The 23129-nt window shown below is 58.2% G+C and carries 17 protein-coding genes and 1 tRNA gene; 7 read left to right on the forward strand and 11 right to left on the reverse strand.

Annotation, left to right across the window (positions count from 1 at the left end):
• Window positions 1-11: 11 nt before the first annotated feature.
• Complete coding sequence (gene pknB, locus HF320_RS08490) at window positions 12-1955, forward strand: Stk1 family PASTA domain-containing Ser/Thr kinase (protein ID WP_169277901.1); 1944 nt, start codon at window positions 12-14, stop codon at window positions 1953-1955.
• Between the two features lie 202 nt (window positions 1956-2157).
• On the opposite strand, the gene murB is transcribed toward pknB, so the two are convergent.
• Window positions 2158-3120, reverse strand: a complete 963-nt coding sequence (gene murB, locus HF320_RS08495; RefSeq protein ID WP_169277902.1) for a UDP-N-acetylmuramate dehydrogenase — start codon at window positions 3118-3120, stop codon at window positions 2158-2160.
• A 167-nt stretch (window positions 3121-3287) separates the two neighbouring features.
• Here murB and HF320_RS08500 point away from each other — a divergent pair, with 167 nt between their 5' ends.
• From HF320_RS08500 to HF320_RS08510, 3 genes are all read left to right on the forward strand, one after another.
• Entirely contained in the window at window positions 3288-4538 is a 1251-nt protein-coding gene (locus HF320_RS08500) for a coiled-coil domain-containing protein (RefSeq protein WP_211159033.1), read from the forward strand.
• Window positions 4539-4707: 169 nt separating this feature from the next.
• Window positions 4708-5769, forward strand: a complete 1062-nt coding sequence (galE, locus tag HF320_RS08505; RefSeq protein WP_169277903.1) for a UDP-glucose 4-epimerase GalE — start codon at window positions 4708-4710, stop codon at window positions 5767-5769.
• A 105-nt stretch (window positions 5770-5874) separates the two neighbouring features.
• Window positions 5875-6894, forward strand: a complete 1020-nt coding sequence (locus tag HF320_RS08510) for a polyprenyl synthetase family protein (protein WP_169277904.1) — start codon at window positions 5875-5877, stop codon at window positions 6892-6894.
• Here HF320_RS08510 and HF320_RS08515 read toward each other — a convergent pair.
• Window positions 6891-7034 carry a hypothetical protein gene (locus tag HF320_RS08515; protein WP_169277905.1) on the reverse strand — a complete coding sequence of 48 codons (144 nt, stop codon included), beginning with the start codon at window positions 7032-7034 and terminating at the stop codon, window positions 6891-6893. The two genes, HF320_RS08510 and HF320_RS08515, sit on opposite strands and share 4 nt — an antisense overlap.
• Before the next feature lie 245 nt (window positions 7035-7279).
• Here HF320_RS08515 and HF320_RS08520 point away from each other — a divergent pair, with 245 nt between their 5' ends.
• From HF320_RS08520 to HF320_RS08530, 3 genes are all read left to right on the forward strand, one after another.
• A complete protein-coding gene (locus tag HF320_RS08520) occupies window positions 7280-8185 on the forward strand; it encodes a peptidoglycan-binding domain-containing protein (protein WP_211159034.1) in 906 nt (301 codons plus the stop codon).
• Window positions 8186-8222: 37 nt separating this feature from the next.
• Window positions 8223-8293, forward strand: a tRNA-Gln gene (locus tag HF320_RS08525).
• Window positions 8294-8845: 552 nt separating this feature from the next.
• Window positions 8846-10999: a Tex family protein gene (locus tag HF320_RS08530; RefSeq protein ID WP_169277906.1), complete on the forward strand. Its 2154-nt coding sequence runs from the start codon at window positions 8846-8848 to the stop codon at window positions 10997-10999.
• Between the two features lie 118 nt (window positions 11000-11117).
• On the opposite strand, the gene HF320_RS08535 is transcribed toward HF320_RS08530, so the two are convergent.
• The 9 genes from HF320_RS08535 to HF320_RS08575 form a co-directional block, all read right to left on the reverse strand.
• Window positions 11118-13136 (reverse strand): hypothetical protein, encoded by a 2019-nt coding sequence (locus HF320_RS08535; RefSeq protein WP_169277907.1) that lies wholly within the window; start codon window positions 13134-13136, stop codon window positions 11118-11120.
• A 225-nt stretch (window positions 13137-13361) separates the two neighbouring features.
• Window positions 13362-15260 carry a carbon starvation CstA family protein gene (locus tag HF320_RS08540; RefSeq protein ID WP_169277908.1) on the reverse strand — a complete coding sequence of 633 codons (1899 nt, stop codon included), beginning with the start codon at window positions 15258-15260 and terminating at the stop codon, window positions 13362-13364.
• 541 nt (window positions 15261-15801) lie between these two features.
• Complete coding sequence (locus tag HF320_RS08545; protein ID WP_022387617.1) at window positions 15802-16374, reverse strand: hypothetical protein; 573 nt, start codon at window positions 16372-16374, stop codon at window positions 15802-15804.
• A gap of 216 nt (window positions 16375-16590) precedes the next feature.
• The gene (gene pyrE / locus HF320_RS08550) at window positions 16591-17274 is read right to left on the reverse strand and encodes an orotate phosphoribosyltransferase (protein WP_169277909.1); all 684 of its coding nucleotides are present in this window, start codon (window positions 17272-17274) and stop codon (window positions 16591-16593) included.
• A 118-nt stretch (window positions 17275-17392) separates the two neighbouring features.
• Window positions 17393-18175, reverse strand: a complete 783-nt coding sequence (locus HF320_RS08555) for an amino acid ABC transporter ATP-binding protein (RefSeq protein WP_169277910.1) — start codon at window positions 18173-18175, stop codon at window positions 17393-17395.
• Window positions 18176-18187: 12 nt separating this feature from the next.
• A complete protein-coding gene (locus HF320_RS08560) occupies window positions 18188-18841 on the reverse strand; it encodes an amino acid ABC transporter permease (RefSeq protein ID WP_022387614.1) in 654 nt (217 codons plus the stop codon).
• Window positions 18842-18949: 108 nt separating this feature from the next.
• On the reverse strand, window positions 18950-19804 hold the full coding sequence (locus HF320_RS08565) for an amino acid ABC transporter substrate-binding protein (protein WP_075843604.1): 855 nt from the start codon (window positions 19802-19804) through the stop codon (window positions 18950-18952).
• A gap of 221 nt (window positions 19805-20025) precedes the next feature.
• Window positions 20026-21795, reverse strand: a complete 1770-nt coding sequence (locus HF320_RS08570) for a VgrG-related protein (RefSeq protein ID WP_169277911.1) — start codon at window positions 21793-21795, stop codon at window positions 20026-20028.
• A gap of 187 nt (window positions 21796-21982) precedes the next feature.
• Complete coding sequence (locus HF320_RS08575; RefSeq protein WP_169277912.1) at window positions 21983-23071, reverse strand: M42 family metallopeptidase; 1089 nt, start codon at window positions 23069-23071, stop codon at window positions 21983-21985.
• Between the last annotated feature and the right edge of the window lie 58 nt (window positions 23072-23129).

Below are 23129 nucleotides of genomic sequence, written 5' to 3' on the forward strand. Positions count from 1 at the left end.
GAGGAGTAAGAATGGCGGAGCAACAGCGCTTGCTGGGAGGAAGGTACCTCCTTAAGGAGAAGGTCGGAACCGGTGGCATGGCCACGGTTTTCCGTGCTCAAGACCAGGTTTTGAACCGTGCCGTAGCGGTCAAAATCATGCTGCCCCAGTATGCAGGAGACCCCACGTTCGCCGCGCGCTTCAAGCAAGAAGCCCAGGCAGCAGCAGCCCTGCAGAGCCCCTACATCGTAGGCGTCTACGACTGGGGCAAGGATGGCGACACCTATTACATCGTGATGGAGCTGCTGCACGGCACCGATCTTAAGAGCGGCGTGCGCAGCCACGGCGCGCTCGACCCCAAGAAGGTCGCGCAGATCGGCTCGCAGATCTGCGGCGCGCTCTCGATTGCCCACAAGCACGAGATCATCCACCGCGACATCAAGCCTCAAAACATCATGGTGCAGCCCGATGGCAACATCAAAGTGATGGACTTTGGCATTGCCCGCGCAAAGAATAGCCACCTCACTCAGGACAACAACGTCTTGGGCACCGCCCACTATGTAAGTCCTGAGCAGACGCGCGGCCAGGAGCTCGGTCCCACCTCCGATATCTATTCGCTCGGCGTGGTGATGTACGAGTGCGCCACTGGCCGCGTTCCCTTTGACGGCGACGATGCCATCTCCGTCGCCCTCAAGCAGGTCAACGAGCTCCCCGTACCGCCGAGTCAGATCAACGCCAATGTCGACGGCGATCTTGAGCGCATCATCCTCAAGTGCATGGAAAAAGACCCGGCGAATCGTTTCCAAACGGCAGACGAGCTGCGCCAGGTACTCAACTCCTACCTTGCGGGCCGCGCCGTAGATGTGCCTGAACCCACCCGCGTCATCGCCGGCATGGCGGGCGCTGGCGGAACCGAGGCAATGCGCATGGGCGACAAGACGCAAACCATGGTGCGCCCCACCGCCCCCGGCGACACGGCATCGAATCCCGTGATTCGACCCAACAACCAGATCAATACCAGCTCCTACGACAATGAGAAGCACGGCATGGGCAAAGGCAAAATCGCTGCCATCGCCATTGCAATCGTCGCTTTTGTAGCCATCGCAATCTTTGCCGTATCGGGCTTTCTAAACGGTGGAGACCAAAAGAGCGTACCCAACCTTTTGGGCATGGGGCAGGAAGCAGCTGTTGCCAGTATCAAAAGCAGCGGCTTTGAGCCCGGCAATGTGAATCAAAGCTACAATGACCAATATTCCGAGGGACAGGTGTGCGAGCAAACGCCGGACGGAGGCAAGACCGCTGCCGCTGGCTCAAAAATCGACATCGTGATCTCCAAGGGCCCGAAGCCTATTGACCAAGTTGAGGTTCCCGATCTTTCAAATGCCTCGGATCTTGACGAAGCAAAGAAAATCATTGAGAATGCCGGCCTCACCGTAGGCAGCACCACGCAAGAGGCAAACGATGCCGACGAGGGCAAGATCGTCGATCAGAGCCCCAAGGCTGGCGAGAAGGTCGACAAGGGTTCAAAGGTCGACATCGTCGTATCCTCGGGCCCCGAGACCGATTCGGTCCCCGGCGTGGTAGGCAAGACCGAGAGTGACGCTACCAACACGCTGAGCAACGCCGGCTTTAGCGTGAATGTCGAGAGTGGCGGCACCAGCGACACGTATGCCAAGGGCTACGTCATGAAGCAAAGCCCCACCGGCACCGCCAAGAAGGGCTCGACGGTCACCATCTATATTTCCGAAGGCAAGGACACCTCGAGTGACGAGGTCGATGTCGACTCCCTGGGCCTTACGGGCATGACGGCCGAAGACGCCGAGGAGGCCATTGCCAACGCAGGCCTCAAGTATGACCCGCGCCAGCAGTCCAGCAGCTCGGTCGAAGTAGGCAACGTCATTAAGTACAGCCCTGGCGGCAAGCAACCCGCGGGCACGGTGATCATCCTCTACATCTCGACTGGCCCCAGCGAATAAGCCAGCCTTTACATCACGAGAGCAGCGGGCGCATTCCTATCGGGATGCGCCCGCTTTTTATAGCGGCAGCAATGCCACCAGTACAGGTCATCGTATGGCTTCGCAATTAAAACGCCCCTGCATCTGCTTAGAAATGCAGATGCAGGGGCTCGGCATGCGGCAAGGCGCAATCAACCCCGCCGCCAAATCTCATCGATGTGGATTAAAACTCGCCGATACGGCGCACCTCAGGCTCAAGGTCAACGCCAAACTGGTCCTTAACCTGCTTTTGCACATGCTCAATCAGGGCGCAGACATCGGCGGCAGAGGCATGGTCGGCATTGACCACAAACCCGCAATGCTTTTCGGACACCTGGGCGCCACCGACGCGAACACCGCGCAAGCCGGCATCCATGATGAGCTTTCCGGCAAAATAACCCTTGGGGCGCTTGAAAGTCGAGCCGGCACTCGGCATATCGAGCGGCTGCTTTTCCTCGCGACGTGCCTGATACTCATCCATCGTGCGGCGAATCATATCCGGATCGTCAGACGTCAAGGCAAACGTCGCGGAGAGCACGATCCATCCCTCGTCATGAATGCGGCTCTTGCGATACCCCATGCCAAGCTCAGCAATAGGAACCGTGCGAACCTGTCCGCTCGCGCGGGAGCCATCCTCCAGCTTAGCGCCGGGGACATAGACTTCCACGGACTCCAGCACATTTGCGGTGCAGGAATCGTACGCACCGGCGTTCATAAAGCAGGCACCGCCCACCGTAGCGGGAATACCCCACAGGGGCTCTAATCCCGAAAGCCCGGCGTCGGCAGCGGTAAGCGCCACGTCGCGCAAAAGCGCTCCCGCCGCAGCTCGGATACGATTGCCGGCCACCGTCATGTCACTATAGTTATCACGCAGAAGAATGCACGCCCCGCGCAGCCCGCGGTCTCCCACCAAAAGATCCGACCCGTTGCCCACGATCTCGCAGGGCACGCCGCCCGTCAGACAGATATCAAGGACGCGGACCACTTCATCACGCGTACGCGGCAAGATCATCACGTCCGCAGGGCCACCGATATTAAACGTCGTGTGATCGCGCATGGGCTCGGCCATCAGCACGCCGTCCTCGCCCACAACTGATGCAAGGACACATAGAAAATTGGTATCGAAACAATCGTCAAATTCATGCATGGTATACCGCCTTGGGTCTTAATGGACTGCCTAGACTATACCGCAAGCCCCTTTATGCTATACCGCGTTGATGGTTGATGAAAAACTTAACGCACCTCTCAAAATACGCTATCCTGAATACACATATAGCGCTTTCGACATATACACGAACAACCAATGGAGAACATATGTCACAGCATCTGCGCACTGGCGATGGAACGCGAGCCAACGCCAAGTACGTTAAATCCACTTCATATATCTCGTACGGTATGACACGCCGCGAGGCGCTCAAGTTCGCCTTCGGTGCCGTTACCGCCGCCGTGCTCTATGGCATCCCCCGTACCGCCTCGGCTGCATCGGCAACCAAAGAAACCACCGATGCCCTCAACAACGCCCAAGCAAAGTACAACGAGGTCCAATCTCAGCTCAACGCAATCGCCAGCGAATACCAAGCGCTTGCCGAGGAACTCAACAAGACCATGGGCAACATCGAGTCGGTGCAAAACGATATTGACGCCACCCAGGCAGAAATCGAGAAAAAGCAAGAAGAGCTCAAGCAAAAGCAGGGCACCCTTTCCGCTCGCGTGAGCGAAAGCTACAAGAACGGAGGCAACGACACACTCACCCTTTTGCTCTCCTCCTCTTCTTTTGATGAACTCATCTCGAACGTGTACTACCTCGACAAGATGAACGATCGCGACCGCGCGACCATCGGCGAAATACAGAGCATTCAAGACGACCTCGCTTCGAAGAAAGAAGAACTCGAGAATCAAAAGAGCGATCTTGAGGCGCTGAAAGACGAGCAAACTCAAAAGCTCAACGAGATGAGCGCCAAAAAGGACGAGGTTCAAACCGTTCTCGATGGCCTGGACTCCGACGTCAAGGAACTCATGGCGAAGCGCGACGCAGAGCTACTTGCCTCCCAGCGTGACGAAGAGGCAGCACGCAAGCGCGCGGAAGAAGCGAAGAAGGCCCAGCAATCGGGCGGTAGCTCCAGCGGCAACTCCAGCAGCGGTTCCGGCGGCGGCTCCGGCAGCGCCGGCGTGGGCGGCGGCGGAACAGGCTCTGCCTCGAAGGTCGTCTACTGGGCACAGCACACCCCCTCGCCCGGTGCCGGACTGTGCGCCTGGTGGGTGGCAGACGTCTTTTGCAACGCGGGCCTGGGCAACGTACCGGGCAACGCCTGCGACATGTATGCCAACTACTGCTTTAGCTCCAATCGCAGCAATCTAAAGACCGGCATGATCATCGCCGTCTCCTCGCACCCCTTTACGAGCGCGGGAGCCATCTACGGCCACGTGGGAATCTACGTAGGCGGCGGAACCGTTATGGACAACATCGGCTATATCCGAACCTGCAGCGCCGATTACTGGATCAACTTCTACAACTCCACCGTCACGCCCCGCTGGGGCTGGGCAAAGGGTATCGTGCTGTCCTAGGGTGTCCTAAGGCCACCGCTGCTTTAATCCGCTATTCTCGCCCTGCAACCGGTCGCTTCTGCGGCCGGTTTTTTCATGCCATAACGCAGCGGTTACCCCACTTTCGCAAAACGCATAGGCCAGTGTTCTATACTGATTTGCACGACAACCATTTCCGAAAGGAGACTTTATGTCCCAAATGCTCGAGCCGCAGGATACCTGCGTGCTGGTAACCGGCGGCGCTGGTTTTATCGGCTCCCATACCGTTGTCGAGCTGCTTAATTGCAACTACCAGGTCGTTATCGTCGATGACCTTTCCAATGCAAGTGAGGTCGCCGTATCGCGCGTGCGTCAGATCGTCGGGGACGAGAAGGCGCAAAATCTCACCTTCTATAAGGCAAACGTGCTCGATCGCGATGCCATGGAGAAGATTTTTACCGATCACAACATCGACCGCGTGATCCACTTCGCCGGCTTTAAGGCCGTGGGCGAATCGGTGACCAAGCCCATCGAGTACTATCACAACAACATCGAGAACACCTTGGTGCTCGTAGACGTCATGCGCAACCATGGCTGCAAGTCCATCGTGTTTTCCAGCTCTTCCACCGTCTACGGCGACCCCGATAGCCTGCCCCTCACCGAGGAAAGCCCCAAGAAGAGCGCCACTAACCCCTACGGCTGGACCAAGTGGATGATCGAGCAGATCCTCACCGACCTCCACACGGCAGACCCCGAGTGGAACGTCGTGCTGCTGCGCTACTTCAACCCCATCGGCGCACATCCCTCGGGCCTTATCGGCGAGGACCCCAAAGGCATCCCCAACAACTTGGTGCCGTATGTGGCACAGGTTGCCGTGGGCAAGCGCGAGGCCGTGCAAGTGTATGGCAACGACTACCCCACCCCCGATGGCACCGGTGTGCGCGATTACATCCACGTGTGCGACCTTGCCTCCGGCCATGTTTCGGCCTTGCGCTGGATGAACGGCCGCGAGGGCGTTGAGGTGTTCAACCTGGGCACGGGTACCGGCAGCTCGGTTCTCGACGTGATTCATGCCTTCTCCAAAGCCTGTGGCAAAGAACTCCCCTATGTCATTCGCGAGCGTCGCGGAGGCGACATCGCCGCAAACTGGTGCGACGCCACCAAGGCCGAGCGCGAGATGGGCTGGAAGGCTCAGTACGACCTCGCCGACATGTGCCGCGACTCCTGGAACTGGCAGTCCCGCAACCCCAACGGCTTCACCGACGCCGAGTAACCAATCGCATTTGGCGTGGGGCAAATTCCGTGCAAGGGATTTGCCCCACGTTTTGTTTGTTCCACCCGTTAGCGACCGGCACCCCTCACCCGAAAGAGCATTACCGTGCAGAGTTCCTTCACTGAGTTCCTAAGCGCCCACCTCAACGAGATCAACGCTTATCTGGATACGTACTTTCGCCATCAGACCGATAGCGCCGATATCGAGCAATACCTGTATGCGCCCCTCGGTCACTACTCGGCCAACGCGGGAAAACGCCATAGGCCGCTCATCTGCATGCTCGCCTGCCGCGCGGTAGGCGGCGACTGGAACCGCGCGGCAACTTGCGCCGCCGCAATCGAGCATTTCCAGACCGGAGCGCTCATCCACGACGACATCGCCGACAACGGACAGCTCCGTCGCGGCGAGCCGTGCCTGCACATCACCGAGGGCGAGGGCATCGCCATCAACTGCGGCGACTACGCGCTCATGCTCGTTAGCGCCGCCGTGGCAAACGATCCCGACCTCGACGCGCCCCTCAAAGTGCGACTCATCCAAGAGCTCACCGCCATGACGGCGCGGACTATCGAAGGCCAAGCGCTGGACCTGGGCTGGGTACGCGACGGTCGCTTTGACTTGAGCATCGAAGACTATCTCGCCATGGCCACACACAAAACGGCGTTTTACAGCGGCGCCACCCCGCTTGCCTGTGGAGCCATCATCGGCGGCGGCAACGAAGAGCAGATCTCTGCCTTGCGCACCTTTGGCCTCCACACCGGCCTGGCGTTCCAGATTCAAGACGACTTGCTTAACCTGGTGGGTAAAAAAGAAGCGCGCAACAAGGACTTTCGCTGCGACATCACCGAAGGCAAGCGCACCCTGGTGGCCGTCCATGCCCTCAACTATGCCGACGACGCCTCCCACGACGAGCTGATGGATATCCTCACAAGCGGAACCACCGATCCCGATCGTCTGGACCGCGCCGTTCAGATTTTCGAGCGTACGGGCGCCATCGCATATGCGCACTCATACTCGCTCGATCTTACCGCCCACGCCAAAGCCGCACTGGAAAGCGTCGAACTCGACCCTCAATGCGAGGACCTGCTTTTAGGCATGGCGGATTTCTTTGTCGAGCGTCTGAACTAAAGGTAAAGGACAACGAGAGCAGCAGCCAGCACACCGAACAGCGCGATAGACGCCAAAGCAGCACGGTCTTCCAGCAACGGAACAATGTCCGCCTTTGTGCCGTCGTCCATCGTCAATACCTCGCCCCATGCGTCGCTCATGGCGTTTCCCCTCTCTTGGCGTGTTTTCTTTAGGCTATGGGACAAACAACAAGGGAACGTAAAGGGCGCCCGAGCGTTTTGTCAGGCTCGCGTCGGGCGGGCACTTATGATTTTGCGTGCGTGCGTAGGCTGCAGATGTCGTGCGACTTAGCGCATAACTCGTTAACTTGATACACTGATGGGTAACTTTGAACGCAGACCGCCCACAGACGGCACGCGCCATATTGCATATGAAAGGGGTTCTCTTGGATCCGATTACAAAGGGCATGCAGGGACCCGCAGTTGAAGATATTCAAACGCGCCTGATTGGCCTGGGCTATACCATCGACGAACAGGAATACACGCAGAAGCTCTACGGAGATACGACTGCGCGCGCTGTGGCGTCGTTTCGCGTCACCTCGGGCCTCGACGCCCTGGGCGACGTTGACATCATCTGCTGGAGCGCGTTGGTAGACGCCTCGTATAAACTGGGCGATCGCACGCTTTACCTGCGCCTTCCCAACTTCCACGGGGCCGATGTCGTCGCTTTGCAGCAAGCTTTGAACGCCCTGGGCTTTGGGTGCGGCGATGTCGATGGCTACTTTGGCCCGCATACCGAAAACGCCCTGCAGCAGTTCCAGGAAAATGTCGGCCTGTTTGCCGATGGCATGGCCTTCCAGGACACGTTTCGCTACATCGATCGCCTGCGCCACGTATGGGAGGGAAAGCCCTCTGTGCTGGAGGCGGAAGAGCGTACCGGCTTTGCGCGCGCCGCGAATGTGCTTGAGCATTATCGCATCGCCGTAAGCGGACAGGACGCCATCGCCCGCAACATCGCCTCGCGCATGTGGAATATCGCCTCGGCCACAACGGAAAACAGCGGCATGGTGCTAAGCGAGGGCGAAGCTCCCGAGGGCATGGATTTGGTTCTTGAGCTCGCAAGCGACGAGCTCCCAGAGAACGCCGAGCCACGTCCAACCCTCACGCTCGCTCAGTGCAACAACCTTTCCAAGCGTATTAGCACCGCTTTTGAGGCCGCGGCATCCAAACCCGCGCATCTGCGCATCGAACTCACCGGCCTTACGTGCTACAACGGCACGTTCACGTCAAGCGATGCGCAAACCCTTGCCGTGCGTATTCTCGATGGCGTTTGCGCTGCCTTGAGTGATTAGGTAAACTAGACAGGCTGCGATAGCAGCACGTCCGCATTGGGGTATCGTCCAGCGGCAGGACCCCGGTTTTTGGTGCCGGTTACGGGGGTTCGAATCCCTCTACCCCAGCCCTTGTCTTATTGAGCCCCGGCCATAGCGCCGGGGCTTTTTGCGTTGAGACGGGGATTCGAACCCACAAGGGTGCGGAGCCGAGCGAACGCGCGAGCGTTGGCCCTTGATATCCCTCCATACAGCCCTCGTCCAGAGGATTTTCGGCGTCGGATATCCTGGGAAAACACAAACTTCCTGATTTCAGTAGCAGTCCAGCACTTTTGCAAGTAGATACGCTTTTCCAAACTGAAAAGCCCAGGTAAGACTCATCTTAATAGTCTATCTACTCCACCAAACGCAATACTGCTACTGAAATCAGAAAGTTTCTCAAAGCAAAGGTATTTTTGCTCGTGTTATTGGCTCGCCTTCCCGAAAAGACACGAGAAACAGGCGCCGTAATCAACCCTTTCGCACCAAATGCTCCACTTCCCCGCAGCTAAAGCTTATCCACATCACGTTGAGGAGCCGCAGAGAGGCAGCTGCCGCAATTGTTCAAGGCGTCAATCGTCACATGCAATGGTATCCTTGTTTGCCCATTGCTCAAACGCACCAACGAACGCTAGGAGTCCCATGGATCTCATCGCACAGCTTGCTCGCGAGCTCGATCTCAAAGTCACCGACGTCGACGCAGCCGTCAAGCTCATCGACGAGGGGAACACCATCCCCTTTATCGCCCGCTACCGCAAAGAAGCGACTGGCGGCATGGATGACGTCGCCCTTCGCGCGCTCAACGAACGCCTGAGCTACCTGCGCAATCTTGAACAGCGTAAAGAGGATGTCATCGTGCTCATCAACGCCCAGGGCAAACTTACGCCCGAGCTGGAGCAGCAGATTCGCGAAGCCGAGCAGCTGCAGCGCGTCGAGGACCTCTACAAGCCCTATCGCAAGAAGCGCATGACGCGCGCGCAAAAGGCCCGCGAGGCGGGACTCGAGCCGCTTGCCAACATGATCATCATGCAGGCAAGCCCCAAGGACGGTGGCTCGGCCATCGAGGCAGCCGCAGCGTACATCAATGAGGAAGCCGGCTTCGATACCGCCGAAAAAGCCCTCGCAGGTGCCTGCGATATCGTGGCGGAAATTGTCGCTGAAGACCCCGAGAACGTCGCCGACCTGCGCGCCTTCACTCAAAACACCGCCGATATCGTTGTCGAAGCGACCGACCCTACCGAAAAGACCCCATACGAGCCCTACTATGCCTACGATGAGCCGCTGCGTCGCATCCCTAACCACCGTGTTCTCGCCATCGACCGCGGTGAGCGAGAGGGGAAGCTACGGGTTCGCGTGAACGTCGATAACCAGGCAGCCGTTTCGCGCCTGGGAAGCCGCTGGCCACGTCGACAAGGCGTTTTTGCCCCCATATTCGACGCCGCTATCGCCGATGGTTACAAACGCCTCATGGCACCTTCACTCGAACGCGAGGCCCGCGCCAAGCTCACCGTGCGCGCTCAAGCCGACGCCATCAACGTGTTTGCAAAAAACCTCGAAGGCCTGCTCTCGGCTCGACCGGTTCGTGGCGCACGCGTACTGGCACTCGACCCCGGCTACCGCACTGGCTGCAAGGTCGCCGTCATGGACGAGACCGGCAAGCTGCTCGACCACGGCGTCGTCTACCCCACTAAGCCGCGCCACGACGTTGCCGGCACCAAACGCGAGCTGGCTCGCCTGGTCAAAAAGGACAAGGTCAACACCATTGTTATTGGCAACGGCACGGCAAGCCGCGAAACCGAGGAGGTCGTAAGCGAGTTCATCTCCGAGCAGGCGCCCGAGCTTCGCTACACCATCGTCAACGAAGCCGGAGCGTCGGTTTACTCGGCATCCGAGCTGGCGAGCCAGGAATATCCCGATCTTGACGTCACGGTGCGCGGCGCCCTTAGCCTGGGTCACCGTCTGCAAGACCCTCTTGCCGAGCTGGTCAAGATCCCACCCCAGTCCATTGGCGTTGGCCAGTATCAGCATGACCTTGACCAGGCCGAGCTTTCGTACTCGCTGGGCAATGTTGTAGAAGACGTTGTCAACCGCGTGGGCGTCGATGTAAACACCGCAAGCACAAGCCTGCTGGGCTATGTGTCCGGCATCACGCCAACGGTTGCCCGCAACATCGTTGCCTACCGCGAGGAGAACGGTCCCTTCACCGACCGCGCGCAACTCAAGAAGGTCTCGAAGCTCGGCCCCAAGGCGTATCTCAACGCTGCAGGATTCTTGCGCATTGCAGATGGCAAAAATCCGCTCGACGCAACAAGCGTCCATCCCGAAAGCTACGCCGTTGCCAACGAGGTACTCAAGCGCGCAGGTGTTAAGGCCGATGAACTCAAGCGCGGTGGAATCCCCGATATCGAACGCCGCGTGGGCAGCATCGGCGAGGTCGCCGGAGAGCTCGGTTGCGGCATCTTGACGCTCATCGATATCATCGACGAGCTCAAAAAGCCCGGTCGTGACCCCCGCGACGACGCCCCCGAAGTTGTCTTTAGCCGTTCCGCCCTCTCTATCGATGACCTGGAGGCGGGCATGAAGCTTAAAGGCACGGTGCGCAATGTCGTGGACTTTGGCGCGTTTGTCGACATCGGCGTGCATCAAGACGGCCTGGTGCATATCTCCAAGATGGCCAACCGCTTTGTCAAACACCCCAGCGACGTTGTTCGCGTAGGCGACACCGTTGACGTGTGGATCGAAAAGGTCGATCGCGAGCGAAAGAAAATCTCGCTCAGCATGATAGAGCCTCGATAGCCCTCGATAGCAAAAGTCAAGGCGCCCGCACTGCAACTCGGTTCGCAGTGCGGACGCCTTTTATGAAGGACTTGTGAAAATGTGACAAAATAAACCTGTCGACTTTTTGTCACATTGCTTAGCTGTTGAGGATGCGGTCAAGGCTGCCGGAGCTTGAGTCGCGATAATCGGCCGAGGTTAGGATCTCCTGTGGGATACGGCCGCCCTCACGCAAGATATTGCGGAACTGCACGCGCGTAACCATGGGCAGGTCGGCGATAGCGCGTGCGAGATTTTGCGGCACGCCCTGATTCTCGGATGCATGCTCCACCCCGCGACCGTCCTTCAAACGACGCTTGTGAGCCGCCAACATGGCCTTGTACATACCGGCATGCATGCGAATCTTCGTATTGTTTGCCGCACGGGCCTGTTCGACGATGCGCGCGCCTTCGCGGTCGATATCGCCCGCATAGTACACGTAGTCGTATCCGTAGCCTATATCGGACAGATAATCGTCCAGCGCATGCGAGACGCTCGCCTTGCAACCACTGCCAAAAATTACACCGCTCACCCGCACGCCAAAAAGCTTGACCGACGATTTGCCGCGCAGCAGACGCGCGATCTCGTCGTATGTGTCGATATTCTCGACCATGATGAACGGCTTATTGGCGCCGATGCCAAAGAAGCTCGTAAAGTGATAGGGGCGAGACGGCGTGATCTTGAGTGCAGCCACATTGACGCCACGGTCGTTCAGACGCTTGAACAAACGCTCACCGCGCTTACCATCAAAGGCCTTCTCATCGTTAAAAATTTCAAAGGCGCGCTGACGACGCGAGGCGTACGGGGTATCCATGCCGCCCGTTTGCTCGATCCACGTGGTAATGGCCTCAAAATCATGCGCAAGCTGCTGCTTGGCGTTTTGATGACCGTTTTCGCGCACGGCAGTCTTCGCCATCGGACGACTGTCAACGCGCGTGATCTTGGCATATTGGACGCGATCGCCGTGCACAACAGCGGAAAGCGGCAACACGGTTGCCACCTTTGCGAGTTGTCCTCGAATCACGCGTACGATAGAGCGAGATTCGGGCTGAGCAGAATCGTTCGAACGATGAGCCCCTATTGTCTGAGTCGAAGGCGAATCCTGCTTGTAAGACGACTTGACCGCCTCGGAACGCCCGGGCCTTCCCTTTCGCTTCCTGTTCGCAGGAGTGTCCCTTTTTACCGAAGAACGAGCCTCCCCTTCCTTAGCGTCCTCATGCTTTCGCTGAGTATCTCGCTCGGCAAAAGCAACGCGACCGCGATTTGCCTCCGCCTGCTTAAATGCTGCGCCTTTCTTTGAAACGGCAGGCTCTTTGGGAGCGGGCGCTTTTTTCTCGGCAGGAGCGGACGGAGCATCCTGAGCCTGCAGCTGCCGCCCCTTGGATCCCATGGCATGAACCTCCGGCTTTTGGCCCTTTGGCTCAGCGGGTTTTTGTTGCTCAGCAGGCTTCTGCTGTTCGGCAGGATTGCTCCGGACGTCTTGTGCTGCCTTTTTGTCCTGCGCGCGACGATGTACACGCGCTCCTCGGCCCACCTTCGAGACAAAGGGCGCTGGCGTATCGCTTGGCCTAGCTTGCTCTTCCTTTTGAGCCGCCTCGGAAGGCGCGACGGCAGGCAATTCCTGGTCGCGACGGGTATCCTCGGCTCGAGGTGCCGCGGGCTTCACTGATCCAGAATCTTTCTCGGACCCGCACGCCGCCGCTGCGGGTGCAGCCTGTCCAGCGTCTTTAGCCTCAACAGCCAACGTCTCGGCAGGCGCCGTTTCCTCCTCGACGTCAAAACCATCGTTTAGATCCTCGGCGCCATCAACAATAATAAGCTCGGAAACCTTTGCGCAAATCGAATAGATGGCAGGGCGCCCGTCGACACCGGTCTCATCGATGCGTTCGATAAGACCCGACTTGATGAACTCATCGCGCAGACGCTTGGTATCGATATCCTTATCGATCGAGCGGAAAAGCCCGCCCAGTGAGCTCGACTTGATTTTGAGGACCTTACGGCCCAACAGACCGCGCGAAATAACGGCTGCCTGCTTGGAACTCAACGAGGTGAGAGCAGCGATGCGACGCGCTAGCGCATCGACATCGTTTTGATTATCGCTATACAAAGATGAAGACACACAAGCCTCCTCGAAGAAAAACACAAACGTCTTTATGGTACCCCATGGAATCTAAACGAGGCTTCTTGCTCGAATGATTCCACGGGGAGTGCGGCGCAACAGGACTCTTTGCATGCAATTGGGCGTACCCTTGCACCACGTATCGCCAAAATAAAAAACGCCCGAGTGCGGCTGCAGAGCACTCGGGCGAATATAACGATGTGCGAAAGGTACGCTCAGACGCGATTAGGCGTTTTGAGCAGCTCCGTCGACAGGAGCCTCAACGGATGCGCGACCATACTCGGCGCGGCCCATCTCGGTCCACTCGGGCTCCTCGTCGAGCAGGGAGCCAGCCTCCTTGCCAAAGAGCTCCTTCAAGCAGTTCACGGCAACAATCAGGCCCAGGACCATCAGCAGCACGGCGAAGAGCAGCTGCAGGCCCTTGGTGGCAAGCACGGGCGTCGCAGCGGCGCCGGCAGTTGCTGCGGGGATCGATCCAAACAGACCGTAGGCCTGGATAGCGGCAACGCAGCCCAGGGCGCTCTGTACCAGGGAGGTGAAGGTACATACCAGCAGGAACACCACGGGCACGTAGAGCATCCAGCCCTTGCGGCCGGTACACTTGCAGAACACAGCGAGCGTGATCATGGTCATGCCGCCGAGCAGCTGGTTAGAAGCACCAAACAGCGGCCAGATGTTGGCATAGCCACCAAAGGCCAGGGCAAGGCCGGGAAGCAGGGTCACAACCGTAGCGAACCAGGGGTTGCCCAGGACCCTCATGACGCCGGTCTTGGCGTTGATAGCCAAAGCGTCGTTGGTCTTGGCAAAGAACTCGGAGAACGAAGTGCGAGCGATGCGGGCAACGGCGTCGAGCGAGGTGAGAGCAAGGGCCGAGACGTTCATGGTCATGAACACGGTGGCAACAGTCTGGTCGACGCCAAAAGACGTCATGCCGCGAGCGATGCCGGCAGCGAAGATCTGGAACGGGGTGGAGGCAAGGCCGCCGTTGGCAACGTTCACCGTGCCGGTACCGGCGGTATTCATCGAGGAGAACATGATGCCGGCGACAACGATGGCGAGGACGCCCACAAAGGACTCAACGATCATGGCGCCGTAGCCAACCTTGACGGCGTCGGCCTCCTTCTCGACCTGCTTGGAAGAGGTGCCGGAAGACACGAGGCTATGAAAGCCGGAAAGTGCGCCGCAGGCAACGGAAACAAACAGGATGGGGAACATCATGCCAGAAGCAGTGGAGAAACCGGTAAACACAGGAGCGGTGATGGTTGCCTGACCCTGAGCGCCCAGGACAAAGATGCCCAGCACGGCACAGACAATCATGACAATCATCATGATCGAAGTGAGATAGTCGCGCGGGGTCTTGAGCACGCTGATGGGCATTGCGCCGGCAAAGACCAGGTAGACCATAACGACGGCGAACCACTGGAACTTATCGAGGTACAGCGGGAACTGCATGCCCACGGCGAACATGAGAACCATCAGCACTACACCAGTGACAAACTCGGCCACACCGGTGAGGTTGAATTTCTTCTGGGCATAGCCAAAAGCGATGGCAACAAAGGTGAAGAGGATGGAGATGGTACCTGCGCAACCGGCGGCATAGGACTTGGTGAAGTCGATAGCAGCGGTAGCCACGCCATCTGCACCCATGACCGGAGTGAACTTGAAGGTACCGCACACCATGTCGGTGAAGGCAGCGATGACGATGATGCAGAACAACCAGCAGAACAGGAGGAACAGACGACGACCGGTCTTGCCGATGTACTTCTCGATGAGCTGGGCCAGCGACTTGCCGTTGTTTTTCATCGAGGCATACAGGGCACCAAAGTCATGCACGGCACCAAAGAAGATGCCGCCGACGAGCACCCACAGCACAACGGGCAGCCAGCCAAAAGCCATGGCCACGATGGTGCCCGTGACAGGGCCTGCGCCGCAGATCGAGCTGAACTGATGCGAAAATGCGGTGAATGCAGAGACGGGCGAGAAGTTCTTGCCGTCCTTCATGCGCTTGGCAGGAGTAAGGGCCTCCTTATCGACGCCCCACTTATTGGCCAACCAGCGTCCGTACCCGAGATAGCCGCAGGCGAGAACCGCCGCGCACACGAGCATGACTACAACTCCGTTCATACTATCCTTCCTTCTGAGGTTTCCCCAACACTTTCGATTTCGATAAAAAACGAGGGCCGTCGATTTTCGATTCGACGGCCCTCGTCTTTTATCAGCCGCCCGCATTTGGCACGGGCTGACTGTTTATCGCCAACCCGCGCTAAATAATAATTACGCTGATAATGTGTAGCTGGCTCATAAACATGCTGTGGCATTCCTCTACAAAGCGATGGGTCCCTGTTAAATTCCCATCTCCCTACGTTGCATTTATGCAGTCTACGCTTTAGCTCAATGAAGTCAAGCTTGGCTTTAATTGTTTCGTAAGCGTTTCGTCGGACCGCGCACCGCCATGTCAATCAAGACCGCGCAGCCGACCACCTTCCATACATCCACGCCGTACTCCCTGCCCAAGCGCGACAAATAGTCCTGCTACGCCTAACAACCCCTTACTTTCGATTTTGCATTCTTATCTTTCGAGTTATTGATGGGTTTCGTTTTCGTTTCAAATAAAAAGGGGCCGGGAATTACTCCCGGCCCCCAGAGGCAAGATATCGATTGGCGATTAACTCATCAGTGCATTGGTGATCTCGTCCGCAACGCTATCGGCCTCGGTCCAGTTGCCGTCCTCGTCGCGCTCGCACTCAAGATCCACATCGACATTCTGTGTCTCGACGCCACGGATGGCATCCATCATCAGCTCGCCGACCTTCTTGTAAAGCTCGTCCTCGCTCAAACCTGCATAGTTGTTGGGATCGCCCATAAAGTCATCGGCTGCCTGCTGCAAAGCCGTCATCACGTCCTTCATGGACTTAGAGGTGAGCGTCACGTGCGCAACGGCGGTATCGTCTTCCTCGTCGACATCGACCGAGGTGATCTCGTAATCAAAGCCATCAAACAAAACGTTAACGAACTCCTCGGCATCGATACCGAACTGGGAGAGGTCGGCTTCATCCTCAATGTCGCTGATCATCTCATCCCAATCGTCACCCTTCTTGTTGACGATCGTGTCGAGCTCTCCGGACAGGCCCTCTCGAATGACCTCCTCCGACGAAGGACCGTTGTTGCAGGCGCACAGCGCGAGCATGCTCAACGCAGCAATCAGAATAAGCGCGAGCGTCGTGAGTTTCTTCTTCATCGTTCCTCCGAACGTGATCGCGGGCCCGCCATGGCACTCTCCATGTTCCCCCAAGCCCATTTATACAATGATTTGAATGTATCAGACCCCCTGCTCTCAACAAGCGATGACAGGACATTATTCGAGGAGCGGCATAGATCTTTACCAGTTATTAAAAAGCGGACGCCCCGAATACGGAACGTCCGCTCAACATCTAATTAGCAACGGGCAGAGATGCTACTCCTTGGCGCCATACTGCTCGTAGTACGCGTCGATAGCCGCCTTGAGGGTATCGTCGATAACCACTTTGCCGTCGATCTCGTGGTTGTAGAGCACCTCGACAACCTCGGCCATGGAGACGATGCTCGCGACGGGGAAACCGTACTTGGCCTCGATCTCCTTCTGCGCGGTGGTCACGCCACCCTTGCCGACCTCCATGCGGTTGAGAGACACGATGAGGCCCTTGATCTCGACATCGGCAGCAGCCTTGACCTTGGGATACGTCTCGTCGATGGACTTGCCGCTGGTGGTAACGTCCTCGACCATGATCACGCGGTCGCCGTCCTTGGGTTCATAACCCAGCAAATTGCCCTTATCGGCACCGTGGTCCTTGGCTTCCTTGCGGTCGCAGCAGTATTTGACCTCCTTGCCATACAGCTCGTGATAGGCGATGGCGGTCACCACGGCCAGGGGAATGCCCTTGTAAGCAGGTCCAAACAGCACGTCGAAGTCGTCGCCAAAGTTATCGTGAATGGCCTGCGCATAGTACTCGCCCAGACGCTTGAGCTGACTGCCCGTCACGTAAGCACCGGCGTTCATGAAGAACGGCGATTGACGACCGCTCTTGAGCGTGAACTCGCCAAACTTGAGCACGTCGGACTCGACCATAAACTTGATGAACTCTTGCTTGTAAGCCTCCATACGAAGCTCCCTTCGATTTGCGAGCGAATCTGCTGCCCATGATACCAGTGAATAGCAGACGGGGCGGCAACGTTTAGCGTCACCGCCCCGCCTTGGCCTTTATCTCACAAACCGCATGCTATCCGCTATAGCGCGAAAGAAACGCACGGGTGCGCTCATGCTGCGGAGAGCCCAGCACCTGGGCAGGCGAGCCCTCTTCTACGATCAAGCCGCCATCCATAAAGACCACGCGGTCGGCAACGTCGCGGGCAAAAGCCATCTCGTGCGTGACGATGATCATCGTCGTGTCCTCGTCTGCAAGCTGACGAATCACCTTGAGCACCTCGCCTGTCAGCTCGGGGTCGAGCGCACTGGTGGGCTCGTCAAAAAAGAGAATGTCGGGATTGAGGCACAGGGCGCGTGCGATGCTTGCACGCTGCTGCTGGCCGCCGGAAAGCTGACAGGGGACCTTGTTTTCACAACCCTCAAGGCCCATCTTGGCGATAAGCGCCCGGGCCTGCGCCTCCACTTCTGAGCGCGAACGCTTTTGCACGGCAATGGGAGCGTCGCAGATATTGCGCATCACCGTCATGTGCGGGAAGAGATTGTAGCCCTGAAACACCAGACCAAAGCGGCTCTTTGCCGCGCGAAGATCGGCGCCCTTGGCATAGGTGACCGCACCGCCGTCCGAAGAAGCGACCGTCAGGTCACCATAGCGCAGCGACCCCGCATCGATGGTCTCGAGCGTGGTGGCACAGCGCAACAGCGTCGATTTGCCGCCACCCGAAGGCCCGATAATGGCCACAGCCTCACCAGGACGTACGGAAAGCGAGATATCGCGCAAAACGCAAGTCTTGCCAAAGGATTTGCTCACGTGCTCCATCGAGAAGACAGGAGCCGCACAGCGATTGGAATCGGTCATCGTTGCCCCCTATCAGTCGTGGTAATAATCGAGCTTTTTCTCCAGCGCGCCCATAGCGACCTCGACCAAGAAGTTGAAGCCCCAGTAGAACGCTGCAGAAATGGCAAAGGGCACCATGCTCACCTGCGAGGCGACAAGCGCCTTTGCGGTCGAGAACATCTCGGCCACGCCAATTGCGAAGGCAAGCGACGTGTCCTTGACAAGCGTAATTACCTCGTTGCCCATAGCCGGCAGGATGCGCTTGACCACCTGGGGCAGCACGATGCGGAAAAACGTCTGCACCTTGGTGTAGCCCAAAACTTCAGCCGCTTCGTACTGGCCACGCGGAATGGACTGAATGCCCGAACGGTAAATCTCGGCAAAATACGCAGCGTAGTTGATGATAAAAGCGACGATGCACGCGTACCACTTGGAATCCGGCGTTAAACGGATACCAAAAACGTAGTACGGCGCAAAATAGATGGCGAACATCTGCAACATCAGCGGCGTGCCGCGCATAACGGAGATGTAGATGCGCGCAAGAAGCGCGAGCGGGCGAATCTTGCTCATACGCGCAAGCGCCACGGGCACCGCCAAGGGGATCGACCCCACGAGCGTCAACACAAAAATCTGCAGTGTCGTCCCAAAACCCGAGAGCAACATTCCCGACATCGTTGTGATATCCATGCTCTACCTTTCTATAGACACGCAACTCCCGATGCCGACCAGCCGGCATCGGGAGCACAGTCCACCCATTGCGAGGCACCCGGACGAGCGCCCCGAATGAAGCAATCCTTACTTAAGCACCCAGTTATCGTAGCTAATGCCGTAATCCGCGTACTTCTCGCACAGGTCCTTGACAAAACCGTCCTTGTCCATTTCCTTCAGGGTCTCGGTGACCTTGGAGGCAAGGGCGTCGTCACCCTTCTTGAAGCCCACGGCATAGTGCTCTTCGGAGAGCATCTCGTCGAGCTGCACGTACTCGTCGGGCTTTGCGGCAAGCTGATACTGAGCAATCGAGAGGTCGCAGGCAACCGCATCGACGGCACCGGACTCAAGCTGCATGAAAGCCGTGTTGTAGTCGCCGATGGTCTCCAGGGATGCAAAGGTGGCGGCAAGGTCGGCCTTATCGCCGCTCAAAACGTCCTCCGCAGCAGAATCGGTCTGGGTAATGACGGTCTTGCCGGCAAGGTCGTCCAGGCTCTTGATGCCGCTATCCTTCTTGACCACAATCACCTGGCCGTTGAGCATATAGGGATCGGAGAAGGTATAGTCGTCCTCGCGGCCCTCCATGGTAAAGCCGTTCCAGATGCAGTTGATGGCACCGGAGTTAAGCAGGCTGTCCTTGGCATCCCAGTCGATGGGCTCGAGCTTAAGCTCCCAGCCGCAACGCTTGGCAACCTCGGTGGCAAGCTCGATATCAAAACCGGTGAACTCGCCGTCATCGCCCACAAAGCCATAGGGAGGATAGGACTGGTCAAAGCCAACCGTCAGGGTCTTGATGTCTGCGGAATCATCGCTGCCGGCAGAAGCGGAGCCAGCAGCGGAGCCCGCCGTCTGGGCAGACGTGCCACCGCAGCCAACCAGAGCAAAGGCGGCAACAAGCGCAAACGCGCATGCAACAAAAGCCATAAAGCGCTTCTTGTTCATGGGAATCCTCAATCTCATTGCAATGCCGGCAACTTCGCGCTTTCCGCGCAAAACCGTCGGCCTCTCTTGTAACGCGTTTCACTTTAGCCTAGTAGAGTGTAAGACGCAAGGAATTACTTTAGCTAAGTGGAGAAAAAACGGCACGCGGCGTTAAAAAACCAGCGGGGCCGCAGCTCAGCGCTGCAACCCCGCTCCCGCTCGATTGTTACAAGATAAATACGTTAGCCCCTAAAGCCATCCTCAAAGGGAACCTTCTCGGCCGAACGGCGCTTACCTACCACCACGGCGCCAACGCCCGAAAGCGAGAGCGCTGCAGAGACCACAAGACCGATCGTGCTGGCGTCCGCCGTCGCGGGAAGCTTCTCAACCTCGTCCGACTTCGTATCGGCCTTGTCGGCACCGGCCTTGGCCTTGCCCTGGCCGTTGACGCTCTTGTCGCCCTGGCCTTTGCCGCCATCGTCTTTCGAATCGGCGCCGTCTTTACCGCCATCTGGCTTTCCGTCCGTGCTCGGCAGCGAAGTGGAGCCCGAACCCGGTGCATCTGCATTGGAGGGACTTCCGTTGCCAGAGGCATCTCCGCTCGCCGTGCCGCCATCGGCATCTCCGGCCTCGTCGCCAGAGTTTCCACCGGCGTCCACGGAACCGTTCGAACCCGTCGTGCCGCCCGACGGAGCGCTGCTCGGGGCGTCCGAGCTCGAGCCACCGCCCGATGTCGAGCCGTCACCGGAATCTGCACCGCCGCCCGTACTCGGCGAAGACGTGGACCCCGTACCCGCATCGGTAGAAGGAGCGTTCGGAGAGCCCGTCGTGCTGCCACCCGCAGGCGTTGTGATGGCACCGCCGGCAGCAGAAGAACCACCGCCCGCGCTGCCAGCGCCCTGAGACGGTTGATCGGTAGAGCCCGAGCCGGAACCCGTACCGCTATCGGAACCCGTGCCGGAGCCCGAACCATTGCCAGAATCCGTGCCGGCACCGGAACCAGAGCCGGCACCGGCGTCAGAACCCGCATCGGAGCCGGAGCCCGCAGTATCCTTATTCGCATCGTTTTCGGTCTTGTGTTGGGCCAGATATGTCAGGCACGTCTTCTTTTCGCGCGTGTAGCGATTCGCATAGCTTGCGGCATACTGATTGGTCGACGTGTTGGTCATGTAATCGATCAACGCATCGCAGATAGCAGTCACGGCCTGCTCGTCAGACATATCGTTGGAAAGATTGGCCATCTTGAAGAACTTCTGGCAGCCACCCGATCCAAACAGGTTATTCATGCCCCAGCACAAGCCCTTGAGGCAGTCGGCACGGCCCGAAAGGTCAAGCCCGTACTTGCGCACGATGCGCTCAACCGGCAGGTAATACTCCTGATATCCATATGCATCCTGGAGTGCCGAGAACTCTTGTGGATCGGCAGCATACGCGGCATGCCAGGCATCCTCGGCAAGCTGGCCCAGCTCGGTAAGCTTGTGAGTCTTTTCGTCGTAAATCACGTCATCGACGTCGCGCTTAAGTTCGCTGCCGCGATCGATGACCGCCTTGAACATGCCGTACTTCTGAGGATTGTAGTTGTAGCACTCCTGCATGAAGTCGACGAGCGCATAGCGACGATCAAATTGGTAGAAACCCATGGCATGATAGCCGTCGCCATAGCTAAAGCCCAGATTGTAATTGCTGCCGCTCTCGTTTTGGGCAAAGTACTTCATCTCAGAGGAAAGCGCCTTGGGCTGCAGGCTCGAGGAGCTCGTCGCCATCATCGAATTGAAGGAGAGCGTCATAAGAGACGAGGGGTCCACGGCTTCCGAATACTCATCGGCGGGATCGTAATCCGAAGGAGCGGGCTGCTTTGCGTCGACATCGGTGATGGGGTCGGCGTTGGCATTGCCGGCAATATCCTGCTGCTGGACGGTATCGGTCTGTGCAAACATGGGAATAGGTGCCGCCACGCCCAGCGTGAGCGAAAGTGCGAGTCCGGCAACGATAGCCTGATGCTTAGGCTTCATGGTTCCTCCCTGGTTCTGCGTCCCCTTTTGCGGGAATGGGTTCATTTGGTGTGCGGTTGCGTCAGAGCGCAAGAGGTATATCTAGTATGTTGAATCTCGCCTGTTTTTGCAATCCCCTGTCAGCATGCGGCGCAGGTAAAGGATGCATGTACACCTTCTGTACGCCGCACGCCAACAAAGCGAGACCTTAAAAGCCGCAAATAACCTCGGGAGTCATACGTGAAATGACCTCGACGGCAACACGGGCCGACTCGATCACGTCGTCGATGGCGCAAATCGAGGTAGCCGTGTGGATATATCGGCAGGGCACGCCCGAAACCACGCACGGCACATCCATAAGGTGCACAGGACCGCCATCGGTGCCACCGCCCTCGCGCACACTCTCTTGCACGCGCAGTCCCGCTGCCTCGGCGGCATTCAACACAAAGCGCTGATACCGAGGGTTCGTGATCATGCAACGGTCGAAATGTCTGAACATAGGACCGCCATGAAGCGCCGTCTGCACCTCATCGGGAACCAAGAAGGTATCGTCTGCAGGACAGCCCTCGAACATGTACGCAACATCTGGATCAAGCGTCCGCGCCGCTGCCGCCACGCCGCGCTCCCCCACTTCCTCCTGTGCGGAAACGGATGCGACCACGTCGACGGACAGGTCGTCGCGAGAAGCGAGCTCGCGCAGGGCGATCAGCATCGCCGCCACGCCCGCGCGGCAGTCAAACGCCTTGCCCACCGCAATGCCGCGCTCGGGATCAAAGGTGAACTGCGTCGCCACGACAAAAGGCTCGCCGATGCGCAGGAAAAAGCGCTCACGTGCCTCCTCGGCACTTGTCGCACCCACGTCGAGAATCATCTCGGGCGGTACATGGGCAGCTTTCTCGGCAGCACTGGTAAAATGCGGCGGCTTGACGCCAATGGTACCGTGCAGCCATTCGCCACGGGCATTGCGCACCAGCACGTCCTGGCCGCAAAGGGCCCCTTCGGGAAAACGCCCCAGCGTCACAAAACCCATGGTTCCATTTGCACGAATGGTGCGCACCATGCCGCCCACCTCGTCGCCGTGGGCATCCATCATCACACGCGGACGAGCACGATTGTCATCAAGCCCCGTGCCGTTCGGCACAATCAAGCCATCACGCAGCGTGTTTTCTTCCACCGTGGCCCATCCGTCGCAAAAGTCGCGGGCCACGTCGATAACCTCATCCTCAAAACCCGAAGGACCCTTGGCATTGGAGAGGCGCTCGAGCAGCCGAACCACCTCGTTGCGATCAATCTTCATTGCCGTCCTTTCAACAAAACGACCCCCGCAGGCCTGCGCCGGCGGAGGTCGAGCATGC

The organism is Collinsella acetigenes, from assembly GCF_012844445.1.
GTDB lineage: Bacteria > Actinomycetota > Coriobacteriia > Coriobacteriales > Coriobacteriaceae > Collinsella > Collinsella acetigenes.